Raw genomic sequence first — 22648 nt, forward strand, 5'->3', positions numbered from 1 at the left:
CTCCTGCCGTGTATTTGCGAATATCAAAGGCCGAATGCTAACACAGCCCGCTCAGCCTGGCGTGGGGGCAGGCTGCTGGTGACTGGGGATAATCCGGTACATTTGTACTATAATGCCGCGGCTGATGAAGACGCTGTGCCAGCTTTCGGGCGCATCGCGCGGTTAACTGTGGGCATGCACCGGCGTTGCTGCCCTGCGACCTTCCTGATATAAGTGGTAATCCGTATCTCGGCTGGATTGGCAGGTGAGCAAAACCCGCCAAGGGGGACTTTTAGGCCGACGGGGCGATAACAGACAGACATTGCATCGACATCAGACGACAGACAGACAAAAAACAAGTGCTCACATGGAAGCTGGGCGATTACAAAAAGCACCGGGATTAGCCGTTGAAGGAGGCACAACACGCATTATGGCAACCATTATCAGACCGGTTGAACACAAAACCAAACACCTCGATTATTTCCTGTCTCAGTGCCATCGCAGGCGCTATCCCGCAAAGAGCACCATTATTTATGCGGGCGACAAGAGCGACTCACTGTTCTACATCGTCAAGGGTTCCGTCACCGTCATAATCGAAGATGATGATGGTCGCGAAATGATTATGGCGTACCTGAACGCGGGCGACTTCTTCGGCGAGATGGGGCTTTTCGACAACATGGATTCTCGCAGCGCCTGGGTGAAAGCCAAGAGCGAATGCGAAGTGGCGGAGATCAGCTACACCAAGTTCCGTGAAATTGCCCAGCAGGACCCAAGGGTGCTGTATTTTATCGGCGAGCAGATGGCGACACGTTTGCGTCAGACTACCCGCAAGGTAGGGGACCTCGCTTTCCTCGACGTGACGGGCCGTGTTGCCCGCACGTTGCTGGACCTCTGCAAGGAACCGGATGCCATGACGCATCCGGATGGCATGCAGATCAAAATCACCCGCCAGGAAATTGGCCGCATCGTCGGCTGTTCCCGTGAGATGGTAGGGCGCGTTTTGAAGACCCTGGAAGAACAGGGCCTGGTGCAGGTAAAAGGCAAAACCATGGTGGTCTACGGCACGCGTTAGCACGTTGTACTCATCAGTAAAAAAGCGGGCCTTGCCCGCTTTTTTTTGTGCCTGTAATCCGCCGTGTGCCGCCTCGACGTCAGGCTGTATAGGTGGTGATGGTCACGTCGGCGGCGCTGTCCCGCAAGGGAATCAAAGCCTGATAGGCATCCGAATGAAACCAGCTTTCCAGCGTTTCCATCGTGTCGAACTCGACCACTACAACCCGGTCCTTCGGGTTTTCGCCTGCCAGCATGCTGTGCTTTTCTCCGCGCATCACAATGGACGCCGCGAAAGGCTTGAGAGACAGCGCGACGCCTTCCACATATTGCCCCCAGCGCTCAGAATCGTTCACTTTGATCTGCCCGATCAGGTAAGCCGCCATATTTGTCTCCGTTGAGCGCTATGTCCATGAGGGTGATTATTGGGTCTGCACGATCTCATCGGTAATGCGGTAGTCGCCATCCAGCCACGCCATGATTTCGCGGGCACCGGTGTGCTGGCTTTCAGCATAGTGCCTGCGCAGCCGTTCTTCACGGTTTTCCAGCTGATCAAGTCCGACATCCTGCAGGGCCATAATATCGGCCTCCACCAGTGCCGCCAGATCTGATCCCAGCACCGATTCGGCTGCGCGGCGGAAAGAGGCGGCATAACAATAGTCGTCGCCCTGCAGGTAACTGTCGGCAAGCGTCAGTGCGGGAATGCATGTCAACGTAGGCTGCAGTGCCGGGTTGATTGCATGACCGCTGAGATGATTGCCGATGGCAGCAGGGCGTCCGGTAAAGCCGCGCAGGTGAAGGTGCTGCGACATCCTCTGGCCGTCGTTCACAGGGTAGTTATCCCATAGTAGCGGCTTGCGATGCAGCAGCGTTTCGACTTTACGTAGGTGGCCGGGCGAAATTTCACGGGAGCAGACTTCTTCACCGGTCCAGAATATATCGATGTCGGCATTGAGGGCGGCGCCAAGTTTTTCCAGATAACCGGCAGGTCGCTCGCCGAATACCCGATCCAGTACCGGGTCATCCGAATAATAGCTGGGGCAGACCATCAGCCTTTCAGCGCCTGACTCGGCCTGTATCCAGTGCATGATCTCGATCTGCCTGTCCGCCAGATCTGGCGTGTCGCCGCGCATGTCATCAAACAGAATAGCCAGATCCTGAACACCGATGTCGTCGAAGAACGCGAGCTTGGCTTTCAGTGCGATACGGGCGTCGTCGTCAAAGTGGTGATACAGCTCATAGGGGCTGAGGCCGATCCCGAAACGCACGCCCAGCTGGCGGCAGTGTGCTGCAAAGGCTTTGAGTCCTGCGGTCATCTCTTGCGGGTGTGGTTCCTGCCAGCGTCGCCTCAGGAACGGATCAGCCTTGGGGGCGTAGATATAAAAACCGTAGCCGTGAGGCGCAAGGAAAGACACAAGGTCGGCCCGGTCCTGCCAGGACCAGGGTTGGCCGTAGAAGCCTTCGATGATGCCCAGTGGTGTGGTCATAGAGTCAGTGTCCGGCGCCAGAGTGTGCTTGGTGTGTTGCACGATAGCTTATCCAGATTGCCCAGCCAACGGCGCGCTTTATGCCCGCGTGCCGGCTGGGTAGTGGATCAGGTTGTGAAACGTGGCCGGTGCGTCGCAGACATTGCGGTAGCCGTGGGCTGCGTCCGCTGCAAACCGGACGGCCTCGCCGGCGTTGAATCGATGCCAGTGGCCGTCGATCAACACCTCAAGCGCGCCGGCCGTCACGGTGACATGCTCGACGACGCCAACTTCATGAGGGTCCGAAGCATGTTCGATATGAGGCGGCAGGGTGAGCTCTATCAGTTCAAACCCGAACCGGGCATCAAATGGAAACAGTGGTCGCACCTGAAGTTGTTCATCGGGAAGGTCTGCTTGCTGTTGAGAGCTAAGGACGAAAAGGGGCTCTTTCAGGCCCGGTGCAGGGACGGTCAGCAAGCCCGAGAATGAGGTATTAAAACCAGTGGCGATTTTCCAGAGCGTAGCCAGCGTAGGGCTGGATTCGCCTCGCTCGATCTGTCCGAGCATGGCTTTGCTGACACCGGTTGCTTCGGATGCACGATCAAGGCTCCAGCCTCTTTGCCGGCGCAGTGACTTCAAGGTTGAAGCGAGGTGAGTGCCAATTTCCACGAAAGCGATGATCCTGGGTTAGCGAGTTAGCGCCAAGTTTAACGCTTGAGCGCTATAACGCACAAATGCTAACCTCACTGCGCTGTGCGTTAAAGCGCACACATTTGCCTTTCCAGCCAACTCAAGAGATCCGATTCATGAGCATGCTTCGGTCACTGTCGCTTTCACACGTCACTGCAGGCTTCGTCGCGGTGTTGGTGGGCTTCACCAGTTCAGTGGTGATTATTCTGCAGGCGGCTGAAAGCGCCGGTGCAACGCCTGAACAGGTCAGTTCGTGGATCTGGGCGCTGGGGTTGGGAATTGGCATCACCAGTGCCGGTTTGTCATTTTACTATCGCGAGCCGGTACTCACGGCCTGGTCGACCCCCGGAGCCGCATTGCTGGTCACGAGCCTTGCTGGTGTCTCCTTGCCCGAGGCAACGGGCGCCTTCGTGTTCTCTGCTGTGCTCATCGTGATTGCCGGCTACACCGGCTGGTTTGAGCGTATGCTCCATCACATTCCGCAATCGCTGGCGGCGGCGATGCTTGCAGGCATTCTGTTTGAATTCGGCCTGAATGCTTTTATCTCGTTGCAGGGCAACCTGTTGCTGGTGGGTATCATGCTGATGACCTACCTGCTTTGCCGCCGACTGCTGCCGCGCTATGCCATCCTGATGGTGCTGGTGGTGGGTGTCGCACTGGCAGCAATTCAGGGGCAGCTCCATTGGGGCGGTGTTGCATTGAAACTGGCTGAACCTGTCTGGGTGACGCCGGCATTTTCCTGGCCGGTTTTGATCAGCGTTGGCCTGCCGTTGTTTATCGTCACCATGACCTCCCAAAACGTGCCGGGGCTGGCCGTAATGCGAGCCAATGGCTATCGCACGCCCTTGTCGCCGGTGCTAACCGCGACCGGCCTGACCACGCTGGTACTGGCGCCATTCGGCGGTTTTGCTTTTAATCTGGCGGCGATAACTGCGGCCATCTGTATGGGCGACGAAGCAGGCGAGAACCGCCGCACCCGTTATCTGGCGGCGGTCTGTGCCGGGGGTGTGTATATCCTGGTGGGGTTGTTTGGCGCAACGGTGGTGGCATTGTTTGCCGCATTCCCCAAAGCTTTTGTAGTGGCATTGGCAGGTCTGGCACTGTTGGGAACAATCGGCAACAGCTTGCATGCGGCGCTGGCTGAGCCGGATGAGCGCGAAGCGGCATTGATCACATTTCTTGTCACGGTCTCCGGACTGACCCTGTTTGGCATTGGTTCGGCATTTTGGGGTATCGTTATTGGCGTCGCCGCAAGGCTGCTATTACAGGCATTTCGAGAGGGTTCACACACAAGGACATGACAGGGCATGGATATGCCCCCGCGTCTGCGTGTAATATTCGCCCTCTTATTGAAAAACAACGGGGCAGGGTGATGGGCAGAGCCTACCAAAACCGCAAAGATTCCATGGCCAAAACGGCCAACGCCAAGACCAAGGTTTACAGTAAATACGGTCGTGAGATTTATGTGTGCGCCAAGCAGGGCGGGCCAGATCCGGATGGCAACCTGTCGCTGCGCAGTCTGATTGACCGCGCCAAGAAAGACCAGGTACCAACCCACGTCATCGAAAAGGCCATTGAAAAGGCCAAGGGTGCCGGTGGTGAGGATTTCTCCCCCGCACGCTATGAAGGTTTCGGCCCGGGCAACTGCATGGTCATCGTGGATTGCCTGACAGACAACCCGAACCGCACGTTCGGTGATGTCCGTCTGTGCTTCACCAAGACCAAGTGCAAAATCGGCACACCGGGTAGCGTCAGCCACATGTTCGATCACTGCGCGATCTTTGTGTTCGCCGGCGACGACGAAGAAGCCACACTTGAAGCCCTGATGATGGCTGATGTCGATGTCACTGATATCGAGAACGAAGACGGTAAAATCACCGTATTCGCACCCAATACCGAATATGCCAAAGCCCGTCAGGCGCTTACCGATGCCATCCCCGATATCGACTTTGATGTCGACGAAATCCAGTTCATCCCACAGACCTACACCACGGTCAGCGGTGAAGACGTGGAAATGTTCGACAAGTTTATCGACATGCTCAACGATCTGGACGACGTACAGAACGTCTATCACAACGCAGAAGTCGAAGCCTGATATCCCCGCCGGAGCCGTCTTAAGAGTCGACTCCGGTTATTCTCCGCACATTCCCGCCCTTCCGCCTTATTCTTTATGTTGTGCCACGCCTGATCTAAGCTGCCTTTAAAACAGAATAGAGATCATGGCACTGCTGGTCGTAGGTCAGGTGCTGTTTTTGGGCGTGCATTCGTTATCCATTTCCAACAAGCCGGCTCGTGAAAGGCTGTTTGCACGCTTGGGTCTCGGGCCGTTTAAAGGACTTTACTCGCCATGTAGTCGTGGAACCTTGATGGCAGTGCCTGGCCAGACGTTATGTACCAACGCTAATATCAGATGGAGTTTGATATGAAATTCCTGGTTTTTTTGGGCACGGTGCGCGATAGCACACCGCCGAAGCCGGCCCGCCTGGGTGTTAGGGTAGTAGAATCGATCCTTGCCTGCCTGCAAAGCCGGTATGAAGAGCATGAAATAGAGCTGATCGATGCTTTAGATTATCCTCTTGAAGCCGTTTTCAAGCCGCACTTTGCCTATCCGAAAAGTAAAGCACCTTCTGAGCTCAATCATTTGGCAGAGAAAATAGAGAATGCTGATGGATTTGTGATGGTAAGCCCCGAATATAACCATTCAATGAGTCCGGCACTTGCTAACCTGCTGAACCACTTTGGCAGTTCTTTGTTTTCCTATAAGCCGAGCGCGATCGTCACATATTCAGCCGGTCAGTGGGGCGGTATGCGTGCGGCGGTCGCAATGCGTACGTTTCTCTCAGAGTTGGGCTGTTTGCCGGTTTCCGCGATGATACACGTGCCTAAGGCACAAGAAGTCTTTAAAGCGAATGGAAATCCGCAGGCCGGGGAGGATCAAGACGCCTGGTTTGACTATTTTGGCCGGACACTCAATCAACTGGTCTGGTGGGCGCAGGCAGCGAGGGAGCAGCGAGCGCAGGTTGATCCTCACGAGTTGGTCAGAGACTTCAGGACTCATCCATCTGAGCGAAACGCACCTTAGTTTGCGTAGCAAAGCTATCGGCTGCAGAGTGGCTGGTTTTCCTCAGTTTCGCTACGCACAGGTCGTTGCTGAATATGGACGTTACACAAGATACTACCGATGGGCTCCGGCGCGACCTGCCCGGGTGTTAGGGTATAGTGTTAACAATCTGATTTGTCACTGCTCCCGGTGTTGGTATACCGGTAGAGCAAAGCCGCGAATGTTCTTGGCATATACGCTAACTTGGTTTTTAAAATTATCCCCTTAGTCAGGAAGTGGAGTTTATTCATGCAGCCAAAAGATACCGTGGCGCAATTTATTGCTGATATCCATGCCCAGCGTTTTGATGAGGCAAAGACCTTGCTGGTTGCGGAGGGGTTTGAATATGTGGGGCCGAATATGCGTTTCCTCAGCCCCGACGACATGATGTCATACCAGTTTGGTATGGCTGCGATCCAGAAAGACCTGATCCTCCGCCAGCTCAGCGCAGACGGTGAGCATGTGTTTGCGGTTCTGGATTACCGGACCAACTTTGAGCCGATCGGCGATGTGCGGCTGGCGGTCTGGTTTCGTGTTCGCGACGACAAGATCCAGACGGTTGAAGCCTTCTATAACGCGGCGGTGGTCGAGAACATGCTCGGGGGGAATCTGCCATCAGCCAATTGATGAAATGGGAGCGGGCGCTTAGCCGGGCTTTGTCGAGATTATCGCCAGGAGGTTGTCATGTCAGGGATCGCGGAAACTCCGGAGCCACCATACTTCGCTGTGATTTTCAGCTCTGTTCGCACAGAAGGTGATCGAGGTTACGGCGCCATGGCTGACAGGATGCTTGAGTTGGCTGCCCAACAGGAAGGCTTTCTGGGTATTGAATCCGCGCGGGAGGAAGTGGGAATCACGGTTTCGTATTGGGCGAGCGAAGAAGCGATCAAGAACTGGAAGCAAAACGCTGAACATCTTGAAGCCCAGCGCCTGGGGCATAACGTCTGGTATGCCGATTTCAGGGTCCGGGTCGCGAGGGTTGAACGGGCTTATGGCATCTGACAGGTTTTGATTTGACGCTCAGAAGTAAAAAGCAGGTGGTGTTCTTGTTGGGTATGTCTCACATTACAGGAGCCACAGCGGTGAATGCTCGCTCTCCGTTGAATAGTGTTTAAGTGGATTTGCCGAAGAGTGGTCTGTTGTATCGGCATCATCGAAATAAACCCACGCTTATTGTTGATAAGCACACCGCTAGGAATACCAATGAAATTATTAATACGGAATCTGGATCGATCGACTACAGAAGACGAACTGAAAAGTCTGTTTCAGGCGTTCGGTGCGGTTCAGTCATGCGATCTGGTCATGGATCGAGACAGCGGCACTTCAAAAGGCTTCGGGTTTGTTGAGATGCCAAAGGCAGGCGAAGCAAAAGCTGCGATCAAGAACCTGAATGACAAAATGATTGGCAACAATAAAATTCGCGTCAAAAAGGCCGAGGAGCCGGGCTCGGCGCCAGACGCCGGATAACGCCCGCCCTGAAGTCTGTTTTACTGTTTCTGACGTGCAATAGGGGCCATTCACGGGACGCCAGGGCAGTCGGTGGATATGATGAAAAAGTGGCTTCTTAGCCTCGCGATTTCAGCGTTGATTTCTTTTATGGGGCTCGTCTGGTTTATTCGCTCTTCTGTTCAAGAAGCGTGCCTGAGTGCCGGTGGACGCTGGCTTGGGCTGATGCAGAGTTGTGACGGTGGCACCGGTTACTCCCTGCAATATCTTACCTCCCCTCTGGCGATCGCCATATTTCTGGGGATAGTGCTGGGTATCAGCAGTGCGCTGGTTCAGGTGCATTCGCTGATAATTGGGTCGAGCGGATCGCCTCGCAAATAGTCGTCGTGAACTTTCGGTGTCCCGTCGATCGCCCTGTTCCTGCTTCGAAGTTGAAATCTTTCCCTCCCGCTGCAGGCCTCTCCTGGTCCCATTCGACCCTGATTTCTCAACAGTGCGATCTGCAATCGCAGGCAAGCGTATAAGAGGGGAGTTATCGATTTAATCCATCCCTCTGCGCCTGAGTTAAAGCATGAATATCTTTGTACTGGATGACGACATCACCAAATGTGCTGAATATCACTGTGACCAGCATGCCATCAAGATGATCCTGGAAAGCGTCCAGTTACTGTGCACGGCGCTCAACAAAAAGGGTTTCAGTACGCCCTACAAATCCACCCATGCCAAGCATCCCTGCGTACTTTGGGTGGAAGCCTCCTATGACAACTTCGAGTGGTTGGTTCAGCTCACTTTGGCGCTGAATGCGGAGTACCGGTTTCGGTTCGACAAGACCGGTGATCACAAATCTATCGCCGTGCTGTCTGAGATTGACAAGTTCAGGTTCGAGCGCCTCGGCCTGACCCCGTTCGCTCAGGCGATGCCCGACCAGTACAAGCAGGTGGGTGATCCGGTATCGGCCTATCGACAGTTCTATCTTGGTGAGAAAATGGGGTTCGCCAAGTGGACCAAACGCGAGGTGCCTTTCTGGATCAGTCAGCACGTTGAAGGCGGGGCTTGAATGGTCGCAGCCGCCGCTGTCCTGCAGTCAGATTGTTTTCTATAGTCTCACCAGAGCATACGGCAGAACGTGAGGTGGGATATGAAAGTAACACGGATTATGGCCAATACCGCGACATCAGATCTCAAGCAGGCCGCCGCCTTTTATGGGGACATTCTGGGACTTGAGCTACTGATGGATCATGGTTGGTTTCAGAGTTACGGTTCAAGTGAAAAGATGACGGTTCAGGTGAGCTTTGGCGTGGAAGGGGGCTCAGGCACTGCGGTGCCCGATTTGTCCATCGAGGTGGATGACCTGGATACCGCGCTGGCAAGGTTCAAGGATGCCAAGGTGCCCATCGAGTACGGGCCTGTAAGCGAACCCTGGGGTGTCCGCCGATTCTACGTCCGTGATCCTTTCGGGAAGCTGATCAATATTTTGCAGCATTGATCCGTGCCCTCCTGATAGACCCCTGAACGAAACGGCTACCTGAGCGCAGCGCTGGATGAACGAAGGCCTATGTCTCCGATGGCCCTTTTGGTGATTAAACCTGTGTTGAATATTGTTGAGCCATTGCCGTTAACTCGTTAATGTCTTTGCCGCACTCACTGCTCCCAGGACGATGGTTTATGGATTCTTTTCTTCGGCGCACCAGCCTGATTGTCGGCTTGTTATTGGCTCCGGCGATGGCGAAGGCTGAGTGGTTTCAGTTCTCCGGTACGGCGATGACAACGCCTATCCAGATGGAGTTCTGGGGTGACAGCGAAACCGAAGCAAAACGTATCAGCCAGCGGGTGTTTGACGAGTTTGACCGCATCGATGCGCAGATGAGCCGTTATCGCGAGCGCTCTGAACTCTCCGCCGTCAACCGTGAAGCAGCTGAGCACCCGGTGGTTGTGAGCGGTGGGCTTTTCCGTGTGTTTGAGAAAGCGCAGGAAGTGTCAGAACTGAGCGACGGAGCCTTCGATATCAGCTTCGGATCAGTCGGTTATCTTTATGATTTTCGGGAAAAGAAACAGCCCACTGCCGAAGAAGTCGAGCAGCATCTGCCTAAGATCAATTACCGCGATATCGAGCTCAACAAGGCTGAGCGCAGCGTGTCTTTCCGCAAGGCCGGCCTGCTGACCGATATGGGCGGCATCGCCAAGGGATATTCGGTGGATCGGGGAATTGCCATTCTAAAATCGGAAGGTATTCGTCACGCGAGGCTCAGTGCGGGCGGGGATATGTACCTTCTCGGCGACAAGCGCGGCCGTCCCTGGGTTGTGGGTGTCCGCGATCCACGACAGGCGGCAAAAAATGCGGTCGTGTTGCCTGTATCGGATGTGGCTATTTCCACTTCTGGTGATTACGAGCGCTTCTTTATCGATGAGGAAGGCAATCGGGTGCATCACATTCTGTCGCCCAAAAGTGGTCGCCCGGTCGAGGGAATTCAGAGCGTCACCATCATTGGGAATGACACCCTGACAACAGATGGCCTGTCGACAGCCGTTTTTGTTCTGGGCGTAGAGAAAGGCCTGGCAATGATTAACAAGCTGGATGGCATTGATGCCATCATTATAGATTCGGACCGGAAACTGCATTACTCCAGAGGTCTGCTGGATCCGCAGGATGCCTCCGCTCCGGAGTAATGCCTCAGTAAAACAGACGCCTTAGATAATTGGCGTCGGGAAGGCAATCACACTGTCTTTGGTGGCGGTATTGCCAAGGCCGTGTCCCGGGAACTTGGCATCAAACTGCCCCTGCTCACCGTGTAGTGCCATGTAATTGAGTACCACCGCCTGAACCAGCTGGTTGACGTTGTTGGCGGCAGGGCTTGATGCTGTTTCCACAGAACCATCTGCCCGCATGTAACCGATTTGATTGCGCACATCGGCCAGCCTTCCATTGGGGTTGTAGACCAGCGCGAACGAAGCCGCTGTCTGCTGGTTGTCGCCCGTCCATTCGCCTTTGCCTCGGCCGTCTGCCGAGTCATCAATTCGTCCGTTGCTGGATACCGAGCCGTCGCTGAACACGTATAGCATCAGCGGGCGTCCCTTCTTGGCCGCATACTCCAGGCAAGCGCCCATGCAACGTCCGGCCAGGTAGTCCCGGCGTTCACCGGTGCCGCGCTCGCCGGTATGGTAATCGTACCCGCCCATGGTGATGGTGCCGGCACCGGCATTGCCGTCAATGACAAGCTTCATCACCGATGCGGTTTTCTGGAATTCCCGTTCGCTATTGAAATCGGTCACCGAGAACACGCCTTGAGCACCGACGACGTCAGGGTCTCCGGCGGGGTCAAGGGACGTCGGGTTGCCAAAGCGTGCAGCCAGATCCGCGCTCTTGATGTAGCCGCAATTCACCAGCTTGTTGATGTCCGCCACGCTGGAAACCTTACTCATCTTGTCGTCGCTGATTCGGGCAATGCTTTCCATCACGGCGACAGCATCGTCCTGGCTTAGCAGGCTGGTCAGATCGCCGAGATCGACCAGACCTGTGGCATCACTGGGACGATCGACCTTGGTGGGACGCACCTTGGGATTAATCATGCTCATCGGTGCCATGGAGTTACCGCCAGACTCGGAACTGCGCGATCCGATCAGTGACACCAGCTGGCCATCGGCACCGGCGTGGTTGATGCCGTACATCGGGTTATGCGGGTTGTTGCCGGTGTCGTTTTCCGAGCGCGCCGCAAACACGGTGCCATTGGTGGCGGCACGGGTACCGGCACTGGTGGTGGCCCGGATACCCCGCAGGAAGGCACTGTCAGCATGGAACGCGAGCCCCATTTCCTCGTCAGTAAAGGCTGGGTTGTTCGGCACCATATCGCCGGGCAGTCCCTGTTTGCTGTAGCCCTGGGTACTGAGGAAGTCCTTCTGGCCACCCTGTTTGCCAACCAGCACGTTGGAGCCGGCGATGTTGGCGCCGCCCGCCAGGTCAAAGCATATAAACGGCACCTTGCCGGTGCTTGCGGTGAGGATGCCGCACGCCTCTTTATCAGCCTGCGGAATGGCCGCGAGTGCTGTACGAGGTGCGAGCAAGCTGAACAGCGAGGTACCGCACACTGTCGCCGCGCCGGCCATAAACCCCTGAGAAATGAATTCCCGCCGGGTGATCGGACGGCGGTGATCGCCATGCTTGAGCGGCGCGTGATTTGCCAATGCCTTTTTGCGTGAGGGTTTGATAAACATTCGGCAAATACTCCTATTGCACCAGCGTAACAGCGCTGCCGAGAACGGCGGCACAGGTGGCTTTAACGACGGTAGCTGTGCGTTCAGCGTCACAAGTACCTGAACAACTGCTTAGCGATTGCATCAGCGAATCCAGCTCTGTACGCATGTCCGCTTCGTCAGGTTGGCTAGTCAATCCCGTCCCCACGAACTGTGTGAGCAGTGGGTCGATCACATGATTCCGGCCGCTGGCATCGCCGAATGCGGTAGTCGGGTCAGCAGTGAAATTAACGTCGGGGAAGAGCGCATCCCGCTTGTCGGTGTCGTTCACCAGCACATTGCAGTACTGAATTGCCATCTGGGTGATCGCCATCTGTTGTGATGACAGGAATCCTTTGATGGTTTCTACCGAAGGCAGTTGCTGGCGGACCGTATTGAATGTCTGCTGCACACCGCTGGCGGTTTTTGGAATGCCCGTCATGACTGACATGGATGCGTTGATCTCATCAAAGGTTTTCAGGCCAAGGTCTGACTCCGGAACCGCTGGATCAGGTGTCGATGGCGTGGGGACGGCCGGTTCGGTGCGGGCGTGCGACTGGTCACCGAATACATCAAAGGTCAGGAAGAACTCATCCACCTCTGGTCCATTCTCAGCGCCGATCACCGTTCCCAGCGGGGACATGCTTTGCCCAACGCCGGGTTGATAGTCCGAATCGGACAGCACGATATCCAGATTGGCAAACGACTGGCCAACCGTTGCTTCCTTGCCGTTAATGCCGAGCCGCATGCCTTTCACCGGAATGCTGCCCGGGGTCTGACTGTCATCAAGGCTGATAAAGAAGGGTTCGCTAAACAGGTAGCTATAGCTGTCGAACTGACTGACTTCGAATGCCACATAGCTTTCGGGAATTTTTGACAGCTCCGCGACATTGAACAGCAAGTAGTATTTCTGGCCGACCCCTACCTCAAAATTGGTTTTGATCTGGGCGGGCGTGAGCGCGCGATTGTGAATGGCGACCATCCGCAATGTGCCTTGCCACAGCGAGTTGCTGTCGGTTTCGTTACCCAGTACCAGAGCGAAACTGTCATCCCATTCATTGAGCAGGCCCGCATTGTCGGGATCGACGTCGCCGGTCGACTCCCCATTGACGAAGATCTCACGCCCTCTGCCCGGAGTGAAATTGACAACGACATGCTGCAGCGATGCCTGTAGCACCTGATCGCCGTCAGCTGTCGAAAAGGGGGTGTTCTGATCGGTCGTCGAGCTGCGCTGCAGTACCTGGTAGTTCTGTTGAGTCTGGCTCAGGGTGACGTTACGCGCCGTGCTGGAACCGGAGTAAGTGACGATGCGGGCATCTTCCTGCGTGGTGTTGGCGGGCACAATCCAGGTCTCGATGCTGAATTCGCCCGAGCCGGTCAGGCTGTCGTAAAGTTTGCGACTCACCGCCGTTGAACCTTGCGCCTTGCCGTTGGCGACCCGTGCTCCGCTGTCGTCGTCATAGCCGGCGCCGATGGTAATGCCCCAGCCCTGAACCCATTCGACGTTACCGGTCAGGTTGAGCTGTAGCGCGGGTTCGACGCCGCTGGTATCAAATGCCGTATAGCCCGAGCCCGATTTGAACTCATAGAGTGCGATGATGTTGTCTTCAAAGCGACCGCCGGCGTTGGCTGCCAGACCGTCCTGGAGCAAGGAAAGCGCCTTGCTGGTAACAAAATCAGGATTGACTTCGGTTGGGCTAAGGTCGCCTGCGAACTCGGCGATAACGTCTGCCATAAATTGGGCATCGGCAGCGCAGTCGTCGGACCAGCAGTTGTGGAAATCGTTGCCCAGGCGCTGCACCAGTCGAGAGTCACCTGGGGTTTCCAGATTAATACGGCTTTGAGCTGCTGAGTAGGCAGTATCAAGATCAGCACTTGCGAAATAGGGCGTCTGGATACCTTCAACATGGCAGTCAGCGCAGTGATTGCGAAGTACCAGGTAGACCGTGTCTCCAAACCGAGTGGGGTCAACCGGAAAAGACTTGGTTTGACCGGGCTCTTTGATCGCGGGTGCCGTCAGATCAATTTTTTTGGCAGCACCGGCACTGTTGCCTGACCATTCGGCGATATAGCGGGTCAGGGTATCGGCACAAGCCTGGTCACTGGACAGCCAGCAATTATGGCCTCCGGCTACCTTGGCGACCATTCGGGACTGGCCGGGGTCAGTCAGGTTAACCACGGTATTGGCCGCGGCATAAGCCACATTGATGTCGCCGTCATGAACGAACATGGGTGACTGGCCGCCAGTGCTATGGCATCCGCCACAGCGATCGTTCGATACCAGGTTATCCCAGACCGCGCGCTTGAAATTCTGAACGTCATCGGTCGCAGGCGGGGGCCCTGAGTAGTTGCTGTTGGCGCCAGGCCCTGCGGTATTAGGCAGTACCGTGGTCTCTTCGCCGCTTTTACAGGCGCTAAGCGCGAACAGAGCAATGAGCAGCAGTGGCAGGTGACGTAGAAGACGACAATGGTTCATGGATTAGTCCCCCATACACTGGACGGCGGACTCGGCAAACACCTGTCGCAAGCTGAAATTGCTCGTCTTGAAGCCTCCGACGAGGGTAGTGATCTGACTTTGATTCGGCTCGCGGAAGCAGACATTTCTAAACACCTTTTTAACCTGACATTCGGCAAACGCCTCTGACTTCGCCAGTTCCTCGCCCAGTGATTTGGCTCCTGAGCCAGAACCGTCAGGCCCGTTTGATGACCACCCCAAACGGGCGTTGGGGCCTTGGCGCCAGTAGTTGTCCCAATGATCGTCAGGGGTGATATATCCATGCTCGAAGTTGGCGCTGTTTATCAGGTACTTGCCCTGTACCCGGGTGCCGGTTTCGGGATCAACAGTGCCGACGGTGTTGTATACCAGACGGCCCAGATTGCCGTCGGGATCGGCATCGGCGTCATACTCAAAGTCGTAATAGGCGAAGGCCTGGGCCATTGGATCCATGCCGCTATGGCAACCGACACAGCTGTTCAGGAACACCCGGCTGTCGCCGCCGGGGCTGCGGGAAATGTCCTGTCGGATGCGGTCGGTGGGCCGGGTCACGTCATTGACCTGCTCGAGGTCGTTGCACAGATGGTTCAACAAGGTGAAGCGGAACATGGCGCGATTGGTGCCGCCACTAAAATACGCCTGGGATGCCGCGCGCGAGGTCATGATGCCGGCGGTGGCTTCTGGAGGCAGGCCGTTGACCGCAGACTGCGTCACATACTGCAGGTTGTCTTTGAGGCTGACCCCACTCTCTTCCAGTTGCTCGTAATGTGCGTTGTTCGTGTTCGAGTAGGCTGGCAGGCCAAGCCCACTGCCGCCGGTGTAGAGATAGTCGCCGAAGAGAATGCTGCGGAAGTCGCGATTGTCACGCACCGCGCCGATCACTGTTGCAGTGTAATCATTCAGCGGCACAAAGCTGGACATGGCTTCGTTCGTCCAGGGTGCGGCAAAGTTTTTCAGGGTGACATCGTAAAACGCAGGGTTTTCGGTGGCATCGAGCGCTGCGGTAATTGCATCTTCTCCGGCCATCTCTGTCAGCTTTTCTGCAGTTGGCGGCACGCCGGTGATCCGTTCGTGAATGCGTTTGGCCTGGTCACGGCTAATGGCGTTGGCAGCGCCTGGTGCGATTACAAACGTTGTGAGCAGGCAGGCCGCTGTGATGGTTTTGCAGAGCGAACTGCGTCCGATAGGACTGCGTGATGTCATTCTATTCATCCTGGGTTTTCGGTAACCGGGGGACGTTAACCGGCTAATACACTGAATTTCCCTGTGCTTAATTCAGGACGCACGTGTATTCTGGCTGGTCTTTTTAGGCCAAAATTCTTAGGAAGGCAACATAATAAGCGGTCTTAAGGGCTTTCCATAAAGCCGAAATGTAAGCAAGTGTAGTTTTGAGGTGTGGAACAAGGTTTTACAGAAATTAACACAATTTGTTTAGTAAGGATGAGAGTTGCACACATACCCTACGGGGTTTGTTGGCAGGATGCTTTGAGGCGACCTTTTGCATTACCGTAAAACACACCAGATTCCCCCTGCATCAGGTTGCACTGATCGCTCTCGACGCCCGGCCCGTTCCTTTTTTTCAGGGGGGCTGCTGTTGGGCGTTTTGCTATCGCTGACAGCATGCGGTAGCGATAGTGAGCAAAAATCCGACCCCGTTGTTGTTGAAAATGCAGTGGCGTTTATCAAGCGCCCGCTGCAGTTCGGTGACGAAAACGGTGAGTTGATGGGCGATGACCGTCGCGACCCCGCCATGTTTCGCCCCGGTGCTCGCCTGTTCCTGAAAAACAGCGCCTCCCCCGGAGCAGTCTCCCGGGATATTACATCTGCTGCATTTGCTGATGCGTCCTTCCTGAATGATGCGGGCCAGTTGCGCTATGACGTCCGGGACCTGGATGTGTCTTACGACGGCAATCGCCTTGTGTTTGCCATGCGCGCGCCCGAGATAGAAAACGCCGACGAAGAAGATCAGCCCACCTGGAATATCTGGGAATACGACGTTACCCAGGGGGCGCTGCGCCGCCTGATTAGCTCCGACACCATTGCTGAAGCAGGCCAGGATATTGCACCTGCCTACCTTCCGGACGGTCGTATCGTGTTTTCCTCGACCCGCCAGCGGGCTTCCAAATCGATTCTCCTGGATGAAGGCAAACCCCAGTTCAGTGCGCTGGAAGAAGAGCGTGATGTGCCTGCATTCGTGCTGCATGTAATGACCGGCGATGGGGATGATATCGACCAGATCACTTTCAACCAGAGTCATGATCTGGATCCCTCGGTGCGAGCCGATGGGAAGGTGCTGTTCAGTCGTTGGGATAACGCCGGCCAGACCCGCGACAACGGGGTTAACCTGTATCAGGTAAACCCAGACGGCACCGGTCTGACTTATCTCTATGGGCGCAACTCGCACGATTCCGCCGGCGATGCGATCACGGTTCAGTATTTTAACCCTGTCGAAACAGACACCGGCACCGTGCTGGCCCAACTGCGCGGGTTTGAATCGAACGATCTGAGCCTGTTGCCTACGGCCATCGACATTGATCGTTATGTGGATGCAGGCACGACTCTGGAGGGCATTGAAGGGCAGGGGCAAACGCCGCTGGTTGCCGGTTTTGAGGTTGCCGGGGAGCAAGGGCTGAATGGTCGCTATGGCATGACGTCGCCCCTGTTCGATGGGACCCGTCGCTACCTGGCGAGCTGGAGCCCTTGCCGGCTGACTCGACTGAATGATGGCACGATTACCAACTGCACTGAAGCGCGTCTGGCCTCTGATGAGTATGACGCGGCTGATCCTGTGTACGGCTTGTGGCTGCTGGATGCTGACAGCGATACCCAGTTGCCGATCGAGCGGCCGGTGGAAGGTCAGCAGATTGACGAAGCCGTGCTGATGACAGCTCGCGCTCTGCCTACCTATATTCCGGATGCCACGCTCTATGGCGAATCTCAGACACTGGCATCGGAAGGGCTGGGTGTCATCGATATCCGCAGTGTGTACGACGAGGATGGTGTTGATACAGCACCGGGTGGTATTCGGGCTGCAGCAGACCCGGTGAAAACGTTGCCGCAGAATCGGCCCGCGTGGTTTGTGCGGATCGAGAAGGCAGTATCGATCCCGGATGACGAGGTGCGGGATTTTGATAACTCCGCTTTTGGGCGCAGTTCGGCCCAGTCAATGCGCGAAATTCTGGGCTATGTGCCGGTCGAGCCGGATGGTTCAGTGCGTGTTGCCGTACCCGCCAATGTGGCGTTTGCGATCAGTGTGCTGGATCAGTCAGGGCAGCGGATTACCGATCGCCACCAGAACTGGCTTCAGGTCCGGCCAGGTGAAACTGTGACCTGTCACGGCTGCCATGATGCCGGTAGCAAGGTGCCGCACGGTCGTCCTGGTGCAGGGCCGGCTGCGGTTTACTCGGGCGCAACGACCAGTGGGTTGCCATTCCCCAATTCGGAGCCTGCGTTGACGGCTAATATGGGCGAAACCATGGCCGAGACGTTTGCTCGTATCAACGGTGTGCGCAAGCTGACGCCGGATGCTGTATTTGAAGACCAATGGACCAATCCGGCGGTGACAGCCAAAGCACAGCCGTTCAGTTATGCCTATGCGGATCTGATGACAGCCCAGCCCATTATTGCGGCCTGCGCCGCTGAGTGGTCCACGTTCTGCCGCACCGTCATCAATTACGAGCAGCATATCCACCCAATGTGGAGTCTGGACCGCCCGCTCTATGACGTGGATGGCGTGACTGAAATTGATAATTTCACCTGCACTGGCTGCCATACCGAAAAAGACGCTGCTGATGTGTTGCAGGTGCCCGCGGCCCAACTCGACCTGACTGACGGCCCGTCCAATAGCGATCCCGATCAGTTCAAGGCCTACCGGGAACTCCTGTTTAACGACAATGAACAGGAAGTCGAGGGGGGCATCCTGGTCGACAGGCTGGTTGAAACCGGTGAATTCGAGCGTGATGAAGACGGCGAGCTTGTACTGGACGATATGGACAACCCGATTCCGATTCTGACAACCGTGAACGTGCCTTCGTCCATGCGCACTGCGGGCGCCAGAGCGAGCGGACGGTTTATGAACCTGTTTCGCACCGGCGGTGCTCATGAGGGCTTCCTCACTGATATCGAATTGAAACTGATAGCCGAGTGGCTCGATATCGGCGCCCAGTATTACAACAACCCCTTTGACGCTCCGGAAGACTGATGACGACGGCCGACGTGCGGGCAGTGATGCCCTACAGCGAGAGTGATGCGACACGCCATGCGGAGTAAGACATCGACACTGTGCTGTACCCGTTTTCTGTGGCTGCTCATGCCGTTGCTCGCGCTGGGTGCCGGCACGGCGTCAGCAGATGGCTGGTGGTGGGATGACAAGCCGCAGCCACAGGTGCAGGTAGCGGAACCCTTTATTGAGTGGCACACGGGGCCGGCGTCCGCCTATCCGGTGATCCGGGTCAGCGAAAAGGGGGAGTGGCTGACGTTGCTGATGCGCAAAACCCAGTGGTTCAAGGTGCAGGATGATCATGGCCGGGAAGGCTGGGTGCATATCGACGATCTGTTGCTGACGCTGGACGGCCAGGGCGAGCAGGTAACGCTCTCGCGTCCCCGCTTTGATGACTTCAGCAGCCGCAACTGGGAAGCCGGGCTGATGATGGGGCAGTTCGAAGGCGGCACCGTGACATCCCTCTACGGCGGCTACGGGATGACGGAGAACCTGTCGGTCGAACTGTCGGGTTCCCAGGTGCTGGGCTCGGCGTCGGAAATACTGATGATCAACGGCAACCTCGTGCACCAGCCGTTCCCTTATTGGCGGGTGTCACCGTTTTTCACTCTTGGGGGCGGGCAGATTTACATCAAGCCGAAGGCGACCCTGTCCCAACCCGGCGACCGCACCAACTGGACGGCTCATGCCGGCTTGGGCTTGCGGGTTTATCTGGCGGATCGTTACTTCCTCCGAGCCGAATTCAAGGACTACAAGATTTTCACTAAACGCGAAACAGACGAAGAAGCGACAGAATGGAAAGTTGGACTCAGCGTATTTTTCTGACCCTCAGCGGGGGCAGCCTGTTGGCACTGTTATCGCTGCCGGCGTTAGCCGCCGACGATGACAAGCCACTGATCGAACCTGACGTGCGGCCACAGCATGTCGACGAAGCATTGATCGATACCGAAAACTTTGAACTCGGTGCTTTCGCCGGTGTGCTCAATATCGAAGATTTTGGCTCGTCTTTCGTTTGGGGTGGTCGACTTGGCTACAACCTCAGTGAGTCGTTCTTCATGGAGGCCAATATTGGTTTTGCCGAGGGTGGTGAAACCAGTTTCGAGACTTTGGCTGGCAACGTGCAGTTGCTCTCGGACGACGATCGTGAGTACACCTACTACAACGTCAATTTCGGCTACCGGGTGTTGCCCGGTGAAGCGTTTATCGGCGAAAGCTACGCCTTCAATACCAATTTCTATCTGGTGGCCGGTGCCGGTTCGACCGATTTTGCCGGAGACAACCGCTTTACCTGGAACGTCGGTATGGGCTACCAGATTTTGCTGACCGATAGCCTCGCGCTGAACTTCAGCGCCCGCGAGCACATGTATCAGATCGATGTGCTGGGTGAAGACAAAACCGCCTTCAATACTGAATTGAGCACAGGCTTGTCGGTATTTTTCTGATTCGGGTTTAGAAGCATAACCGCCGGTGAACGGGCCGAAATCGGGGCTGGCACACCGGGCAAAAGGAGTGAACAGATATGCAACGCGCTTTTCTTCGAATGTTTACGGCGGCGCTCAGCCTGCTGATAGCAACTTCTGCGCTGGCTGGTGAAATGAATGAGCCGGCGCCTGATTTCACGCTGAAGAGTAATCAAGGCAAAAACCTGCGACTGGAAGACTATCGCGGTCAGGTCGTGATGCTGAATTTCTGGGCTTCCTGGTGCGGCCCCTGTCGTCAGGAAATGCCGCTGATTGATGATATCTACAGCAAGTACAAGGATTTGGGCTTCACTGTGCTGGCGGTGAATGTGGATGAAGATTCCACCGATGCCAACCGTTTCCTCGAGGCGGTACCGGTGAGCTATCCGGTGCTGTACGACAACGACAGCAAAGTAAGCGAACGCTACAACGTTGAGGCGATGCCCACGACCGTGATGATTGACCGCGATGGCAACGCCCGTTTCCTGCACCACGGCTATTTGCCGGGTTATGAAGACGATTATGTCACCCAGATCAAACAGCTGGTGCGTGAGTGAGTCGCCTGTGAAACTGATCAAAGTAGCCGTCTTGGCCGGATTAATGGTGGCGCTGGTATTCAGCGCCACCGGTTGCAGCTCGATCAAGCCCTGGGTCAAACCCTACGAGCGCGCGAATCTGGCTGACCCGGTGATGAGCCTTAGCCGCCATGGTTATGCCGACAGTTACATTCATCACGTCTACGGTGCACGCGAAGGTGCGCGTGGTGCGGAAGGTGGAACCGGGGGTGGTTGTGGCTGTAACTGACGGGCTGCGCATGTCCGCGATCTGCCGTGCTGCCTGCATCTTGCTTGCGGGCCTGGTGGCGTCGGGTGTTCAGGCGGCGACTCTGCCGGTCGACAATGTCGATGTGCTCTATCATCGCTACGATGGCGGCGGCATGGTCATTGATGGCCCGTCGGTGCTGGTGCGTAAAAGTGCCGGCTCTCAGGTGTCGTTCACGGGGCAGTATTATGTGGATTCCGTATCCGCAGCCTCGGTGGATGTGTTGGCGACTGCAAGCAAATATGAAGAGGAACGCACGGAGTACACCGCAGGCGTGGACTACCTGCATGACAGTGCCATTCTGAGCCTCGGGTACACCAACAGCAGCGAGAACGACTACGAGGCGAACACGGTCTTCTTCTCGGTCAGTCAGGAATTTTTCGGCGGATTGTCGACCCTGAGAATGGGCTATGCCCAGGGCTGGGATGATGTCGGCAAAGTGGGCAATACCAACTTTGATGAACAGGCAGACCGCCGCAATTACCAGCTGGGCCTGTCACAGGTCATCACCAAAAACACGGTAATGGGCATTGATCTGGAAGCCGTTACTGATGAGGGGTTTCTGGAGAACCCCTATCGCCAGAACCGTTATCTGGATCCGGCCGACAGCACCCAATACCTGTATCAGCCGGAGCAGTATCCCGAAACCCGCACCAGTTTTGCGGTGGCCACCCGGGCCATGTACTACCTGCCGTACCGGGCGTCGTTGCGTGGCGAGTATCGCTACTTCGATGATAGCTGGGGCATCCAGGCTCACACCTTCGAGATGGCCTATGTGCATCCGCTGACAGCGCAATGGACGGTCGAAGGACGGGTGCGCTACTACATGCAGGATCAGGCTGATTTCTACAGTGATCTCTACGCCTATGCGAACTCGCAAAATCACCTGGGACGGGACAAGGAACTGAGTACCTTCTCGGGTACCACGTTTGGCACTGGCGTGACCTACGAGCTGCGTCAGGCATCACTCCCCGGTATCGACCGGTTGCAGTTCAATCTGCTGCTGGATTATCTGAATTTCGAATATGACAACTTTCGGGATGTCACCACCGGCGGGAACTACCTGCCGGGACAAGAACCCCTTTATGGATTTGATGCCTTTGTCACCCGGGCATCAATCATTATCGAGTATTGAGCATTCAAGGGACGGTTATGGGTAAACGTATTCAATCAATGATTTTTCTGCTGGCCGGTCTGGTATTGCTGGGCGCCATGAACACGGCCAGCGCTGCCGATGAGAGCGCCGGTGCATCCGTTGCGGACAGCGTTGAAAGCATGAAGAAAAAGGTGATCGAACTGAACCGGGACCTGTTTATTCTGGAAGAGGATCTGCTGTTTCCCGCCAGCACCCAGTTCACGGTATTCCTGAGCCTGAATGCCGGTGAGTTTCTCAAGCTCGATAGCGTCAAGCTAAAAGTCGATGACGATATCGTGGCGGCGCATCTTTATACCGAGCGACAGGCAAAAGCTCTCCAGCGCGGCGGTATGCAGCGGCTGTATATCGGCAACCTCAAAACCGGGCCTCATGAAGTGACAGCATTTATTGAAGGCATGGGGCCTGACAACCGAGCCTACAAACAGGCTGCAACACTGATGATGGACAAGGGCACTGATGTAGCAGCCCTGGAAATCCGGATTCAGGACGAGTCATCCCGCTACCAGCCCAGCGTCAATATTGTCGAGTGGGAATGAGCA

The 22648-nt window shown here is 55.9% G+C and carries 25 protein-coding genes; 19 read left to right on the plus strand and 6 right to left on the minus strand.

Annotated features, from left to right (window positions below; all coding sequences use genetic code 11):
- Positions 1–409 precede the first annotated feature (409 nt).
- A complete protein-coding gene (gene crp, locus ACUN9X_RS05055; RefSeq protein ID WP_260038371.1) occupies positions 410–1051 on the plus strand; it encodes a cAMP-activated global transcriptional regulator CRP in 642 nt (213 codons plus the stop codon).
- A gap of 79 nt (positions 1052–1130) precedes the next feature.
- Here crp and ACUN9X_RS05060 read toward each other — a convergent pair whose 3' ends face one another.
- From ACUN9X_RS05060 to ACUN9X_RS05070, 3 genes are all read right to left on the minus strand, one after another.
- On the minus strand, positions 1131–1415 hold the full coding sequence (locus tag ACUN9X_RS05060) for a DUF1330 domain-containing protein (RefSeq protein ID WP_445472385.1): 285 nt from the start codon (positions 1413–1415) through the stop codon (positions 1131–1133).
- Between the two features lie 36 nt (positions 1416–1451).
- Positions 1452–2516 carry a beta-N-acetylglucosaminidase domain-containing protein gene (locus ACUN9X_RS05065; protein ID WP_445472386.1) on the minus strand — a complete coding sequence of 355 codons (1065 nt, stop codon included), beginning with the start codon at positions 2514–2516 and terminating at the stop codon, positions 1452–1454.
- Between the two features lie 78 nt (positions 2517–2594).
- Positions 2595–3164 (minus strand): helix-turn-helix domain-containing protein, encoded by a 570-nt coding sequence (locus ACUN9X_RS05070; RefSeq protein WP_445472387.1) that lies wholly within the window; start codon positions 3162–3164, stop codon positions 2595–2597.
- A gap of 137 nt (positions 3165–3301) precedes the next feature.
- Here ACUN9X_RS05070 and ACUN9X_RS05075 point away from each other — a divergent pair, with 137 nt between their 5' ends.
- The 11 genes from ACUN9X_RS05075 to ACUN9X_RS05125 all read left to right on the plus strand — a co-directional run bounded on the left by ACUN9X_RS05075 (position 3302) and on the right by ACUN9X_RS05125 (position 10398).
- Positions 3302–4486: a benzoate/H(+) symporter BenE family transporter gene (locus tag ACUN9X_RS05075; protein WP_445472388.1), complete on the plus strand. Its 1185-nt coding sequence runs from the start codon at positions 3302–3304 to the stop codon at positions 4484–4486.
- 71 nt (positions 4487–4557) lie between these two features.
- Positions 4558–5280 (plus strand): YebC/PmpR family DNA-binding transcriptional regulator, encoded by a 723-nt coding sequence (locus tag ACUN9X_RS05080; protein WP_260038366.1) that lies wholly within the window; start codon positions 4558–4560, stop codon positions 5278–5280.
- A 124-nt stretch (positions 5281–5404) separates the two neighbouring features.
- A complete protein-coding gene (locus tag ACUN9X_RS05085; protein WP_445472389.1) occupies positions 5405–5611 on the plus strand; it encodes an NnrU family protein in 207 nt (68 codons plus the stop codon).
- Positions 5608–6267 (plus strand): NADPH-dependent FMN reductase, encoded by a 660-nt coding sequence (locus ACUN9X_RS05090; protein ID WP_445472390.1) that lies wholly within the window; start codon positions 5608–5610, stop codon positions 6265–6267. The genes ACUN9X_RS05085 and ACUN9X_RS05090 overlap by 4 nt, the downstream gene beginning before the upstream one ends.
- Positions 6268–6534: 267 nt before the next feature.
- Complete coding sequence (locus ACUN9X_RS05095) at positions 6535–6912, plus strand: nuclear transport factor 2 family protein (RefSeq protein ID WP_260038364.1); 378 nt, start codon at positions 6535–6537, stop codon at positions 6910–6912.
- 57 nt (positions 6913–6969) lie between these two features.
- Positions 6970–7287 carry an antibiotic biosynthesis monooxygenase family protein gene (locus tag ACUN9X_RS05100; RefSeq protein ID WP_445472391.1) on the plus strand — a complete coding sequence of 106 codons (318 nt, stop codon included), beginning with the start codon at positions 6970–6972 and terminating at the stop codon, positions 7285–7287.
- A 201-nt stretch (positions 7288–7488) separates the two neighbouring features.
- Positions 7489–7752 (plus strand): RNA recognition motif domain-containing protein, encoded by a 264-nt coding sequence (locus ACUN9X_RS05105; RefSeq protein WP_260038362.1) that lies wholly within the window; start codon positions 7489–7491, stop codon positions 7750–7752.
- A gap of 81 nt (positions 7753–7833) precedes the next feature.
- Positions 7834–8112 (plus strand): hypothetical protein, encoded by a 279-nt coding sequence (locus tag ACUN9X_RS05110; RefSeq protein ID WP_445472392.1) that lies wholly within the window; start codon positions 7834–7836, stop codon positions 8110–8112.
- A gap of 190 nt (positions 8113–8302) precedes the next feature.
- Entirely contained in the window at positions 8303–8788 is a 486-nt protein-coding gene (locus ACUN9X_RS05115; protein WP_445472393.1) for a pyrimidine dimer DNA glycosylase/endonuclease V, read from the plus strand.
- A gap of 81 nt (positions 8789–8869) precedes the next feature.
- Positions 8870–9217, plus strand: a complete 348-nt coding sequence (locus ACUN9X_RS05120) for a VOC family protein (RefSeq protein ID WP_260038359.1) — start codon at positions 8870–8872, stop codon at positions 9215–9217.
- Positions 9218–9396: 179 nt separating this feature from the next.
- On the plus strand, positions 9397–10398 hold the full coding sequence (locus ACUN9X_RS05125; protein ID WP_445472394.1) for an FAD:protein FMN transferase: 1002 nt from the start codon (positions 9397–9399) through the stop codon (positions 10396–10398).
- Between the two features lie 21 nt (positions 10399–10419).
- On the opposite strand, the gene ACUN9X_RS05130 is transcribed toward ACUN9X_RS05125, so the two are convergent.
- The 3 genes from ACUN9X_RS05130 to ACUN9X_RS05140 are packed head-to-tail and all read right to left on the minus strand — an operon-like array spanning position 10420 to position 15655.
- Positions 10420–11940 (minus strand): hypothetical protein, encoded by a 1521-nt coding sequence (locus ACUN9X_RS05130; RefSeq protein ID WP_445472395.1) that lies wholly within the window; start codon positions 11938–11940, stop codon positions 10420–10422.
- Between the two features lie 13 nt (positions 11941–11953).
- Positions 11954–14434: a LamG domain-containing protein gene (locus ACUN9X_RS05135; RefSeq protein WP_445472396.1), complete on the minus strand. Its 2481-nt coding sequence runs from the start codon at positions 14432–14434 to the stop codon at positions 11954–11956.
- A 3-nt stretch (positions 14435–14437) separates the two neighbouring features.
- A complete protein-coding gene (locus tag ACUN9X_RS05140) occupies positions 14438–15655 on the minus strand; it encodes a hypothetical protein (RefSeq protein WP_260038355.1) in 1218 nt (405 codons plus the stop codon).
- A 391-nt stretch (positions 15656–16046) separates the two neighbouring features.
- Here ACUN9X_RS05140 and ACUN9X_RS05145 point away from each other — a divergent pair, with 391 nt between their 5' ends.
- The 7 genes from ACUN9X_RS05145 to ACUN9X_RS05175 all read left to right on the plus strand — a co-directional run bounded on the left by ACUN9X_RS05145 (position 16047) and on the right by ACUN9X_RS05175 (position 22645).
- Complete coding sequence (locus ACUN9X_RS05145) at positions 16047–18653, plus strand: HzsA-related protein (protein ID WP_445472397.1); 2607 nt, start codon at positions 16047–16049, stop codon at positions 18651–18653.
- A gap of 57 nt (positions 18654–18710) precedes the next feature.
- Positions 18711–19496 carry an outer membrane beta-barrel protein gene (locus ACUN9X_RS05150; RefSeq protein WP_445472398.1) on the plus strand — a complete coding sequence of 262 codons (786 nt, stop codon included), beginning with the start codon at positions 18711–18713 and terminating at the stop codon, positions 19494–19496.
- Positions 19466–20113: an outer membrane beta-barrel domain-containing protein gene (locus tag ACUN9X_RS05155; protein ID WP_445472399.1), complete on the plus strand. Its 648-nt coding sequence runs from the start codon at positions 19466–19468 to the stop codon at positions 20111–20113. The genes ACUN9X_RS05150 and ACUN9X_RS05155 overlap by 31 nt, the downstream gene beginning before the upstream one ends.
- A gap of 98 nt (positions 20114–20211) precedes the next feature.
- Complete coding sequence (locus ACUN9X_RS05160; RefSeq protein ID WP_445473183.1) at positions 20212–20688, plus strand: TlpA disulfide reductase family protein; 477 nt, start codon at positions 20212–20214, stop codon at positions 20686–20688.
- Positions 20689–20695: 7 nt separating this feature from the next.
- Complete coding sequence (locus ACUN9X_RS05165; RefSeq protein ID WP_445472400.1) at positions 20696–20935, plus strand: DUF4266 domain-containing protein; 240 nt, start codon at positions 20696–20698, stop codon at positions 20933–20935.
- Positions 20922–22088 (plus strand): DUF3570 domain-containing protein, encoded by a 1167-nt coding sequence (locus ACUN9X_RS05170; protein ID WP_445472401.1) that lies wholly within the window; start codon positions 20922–20924, stop codon positions 22086–22088. Before ACUN9X_RS05165 ends, ACUN9X_RS05170 begins: the two co-directional genes overlap by 14 nt.
- A gap of 17 nt (positions 22089–22105) precedes the next feature.
- The gene (locus ACUN9X_RS05175) at positions 22106–22645 is read left to right on the plus strand and encodes an AraC family transcriptional regulator (protein WP_260038351.1); all 540 of its coding nucleotides are present in this window, start codon (positions 22106–22108) and stop codon (positions 22643–22645) included.
- Positions 22646–22648: the final 3 nt, after the last annotated feature.

It is taken from the genome of Marinobacter sp. V032 (assembly GCF_052645435.1).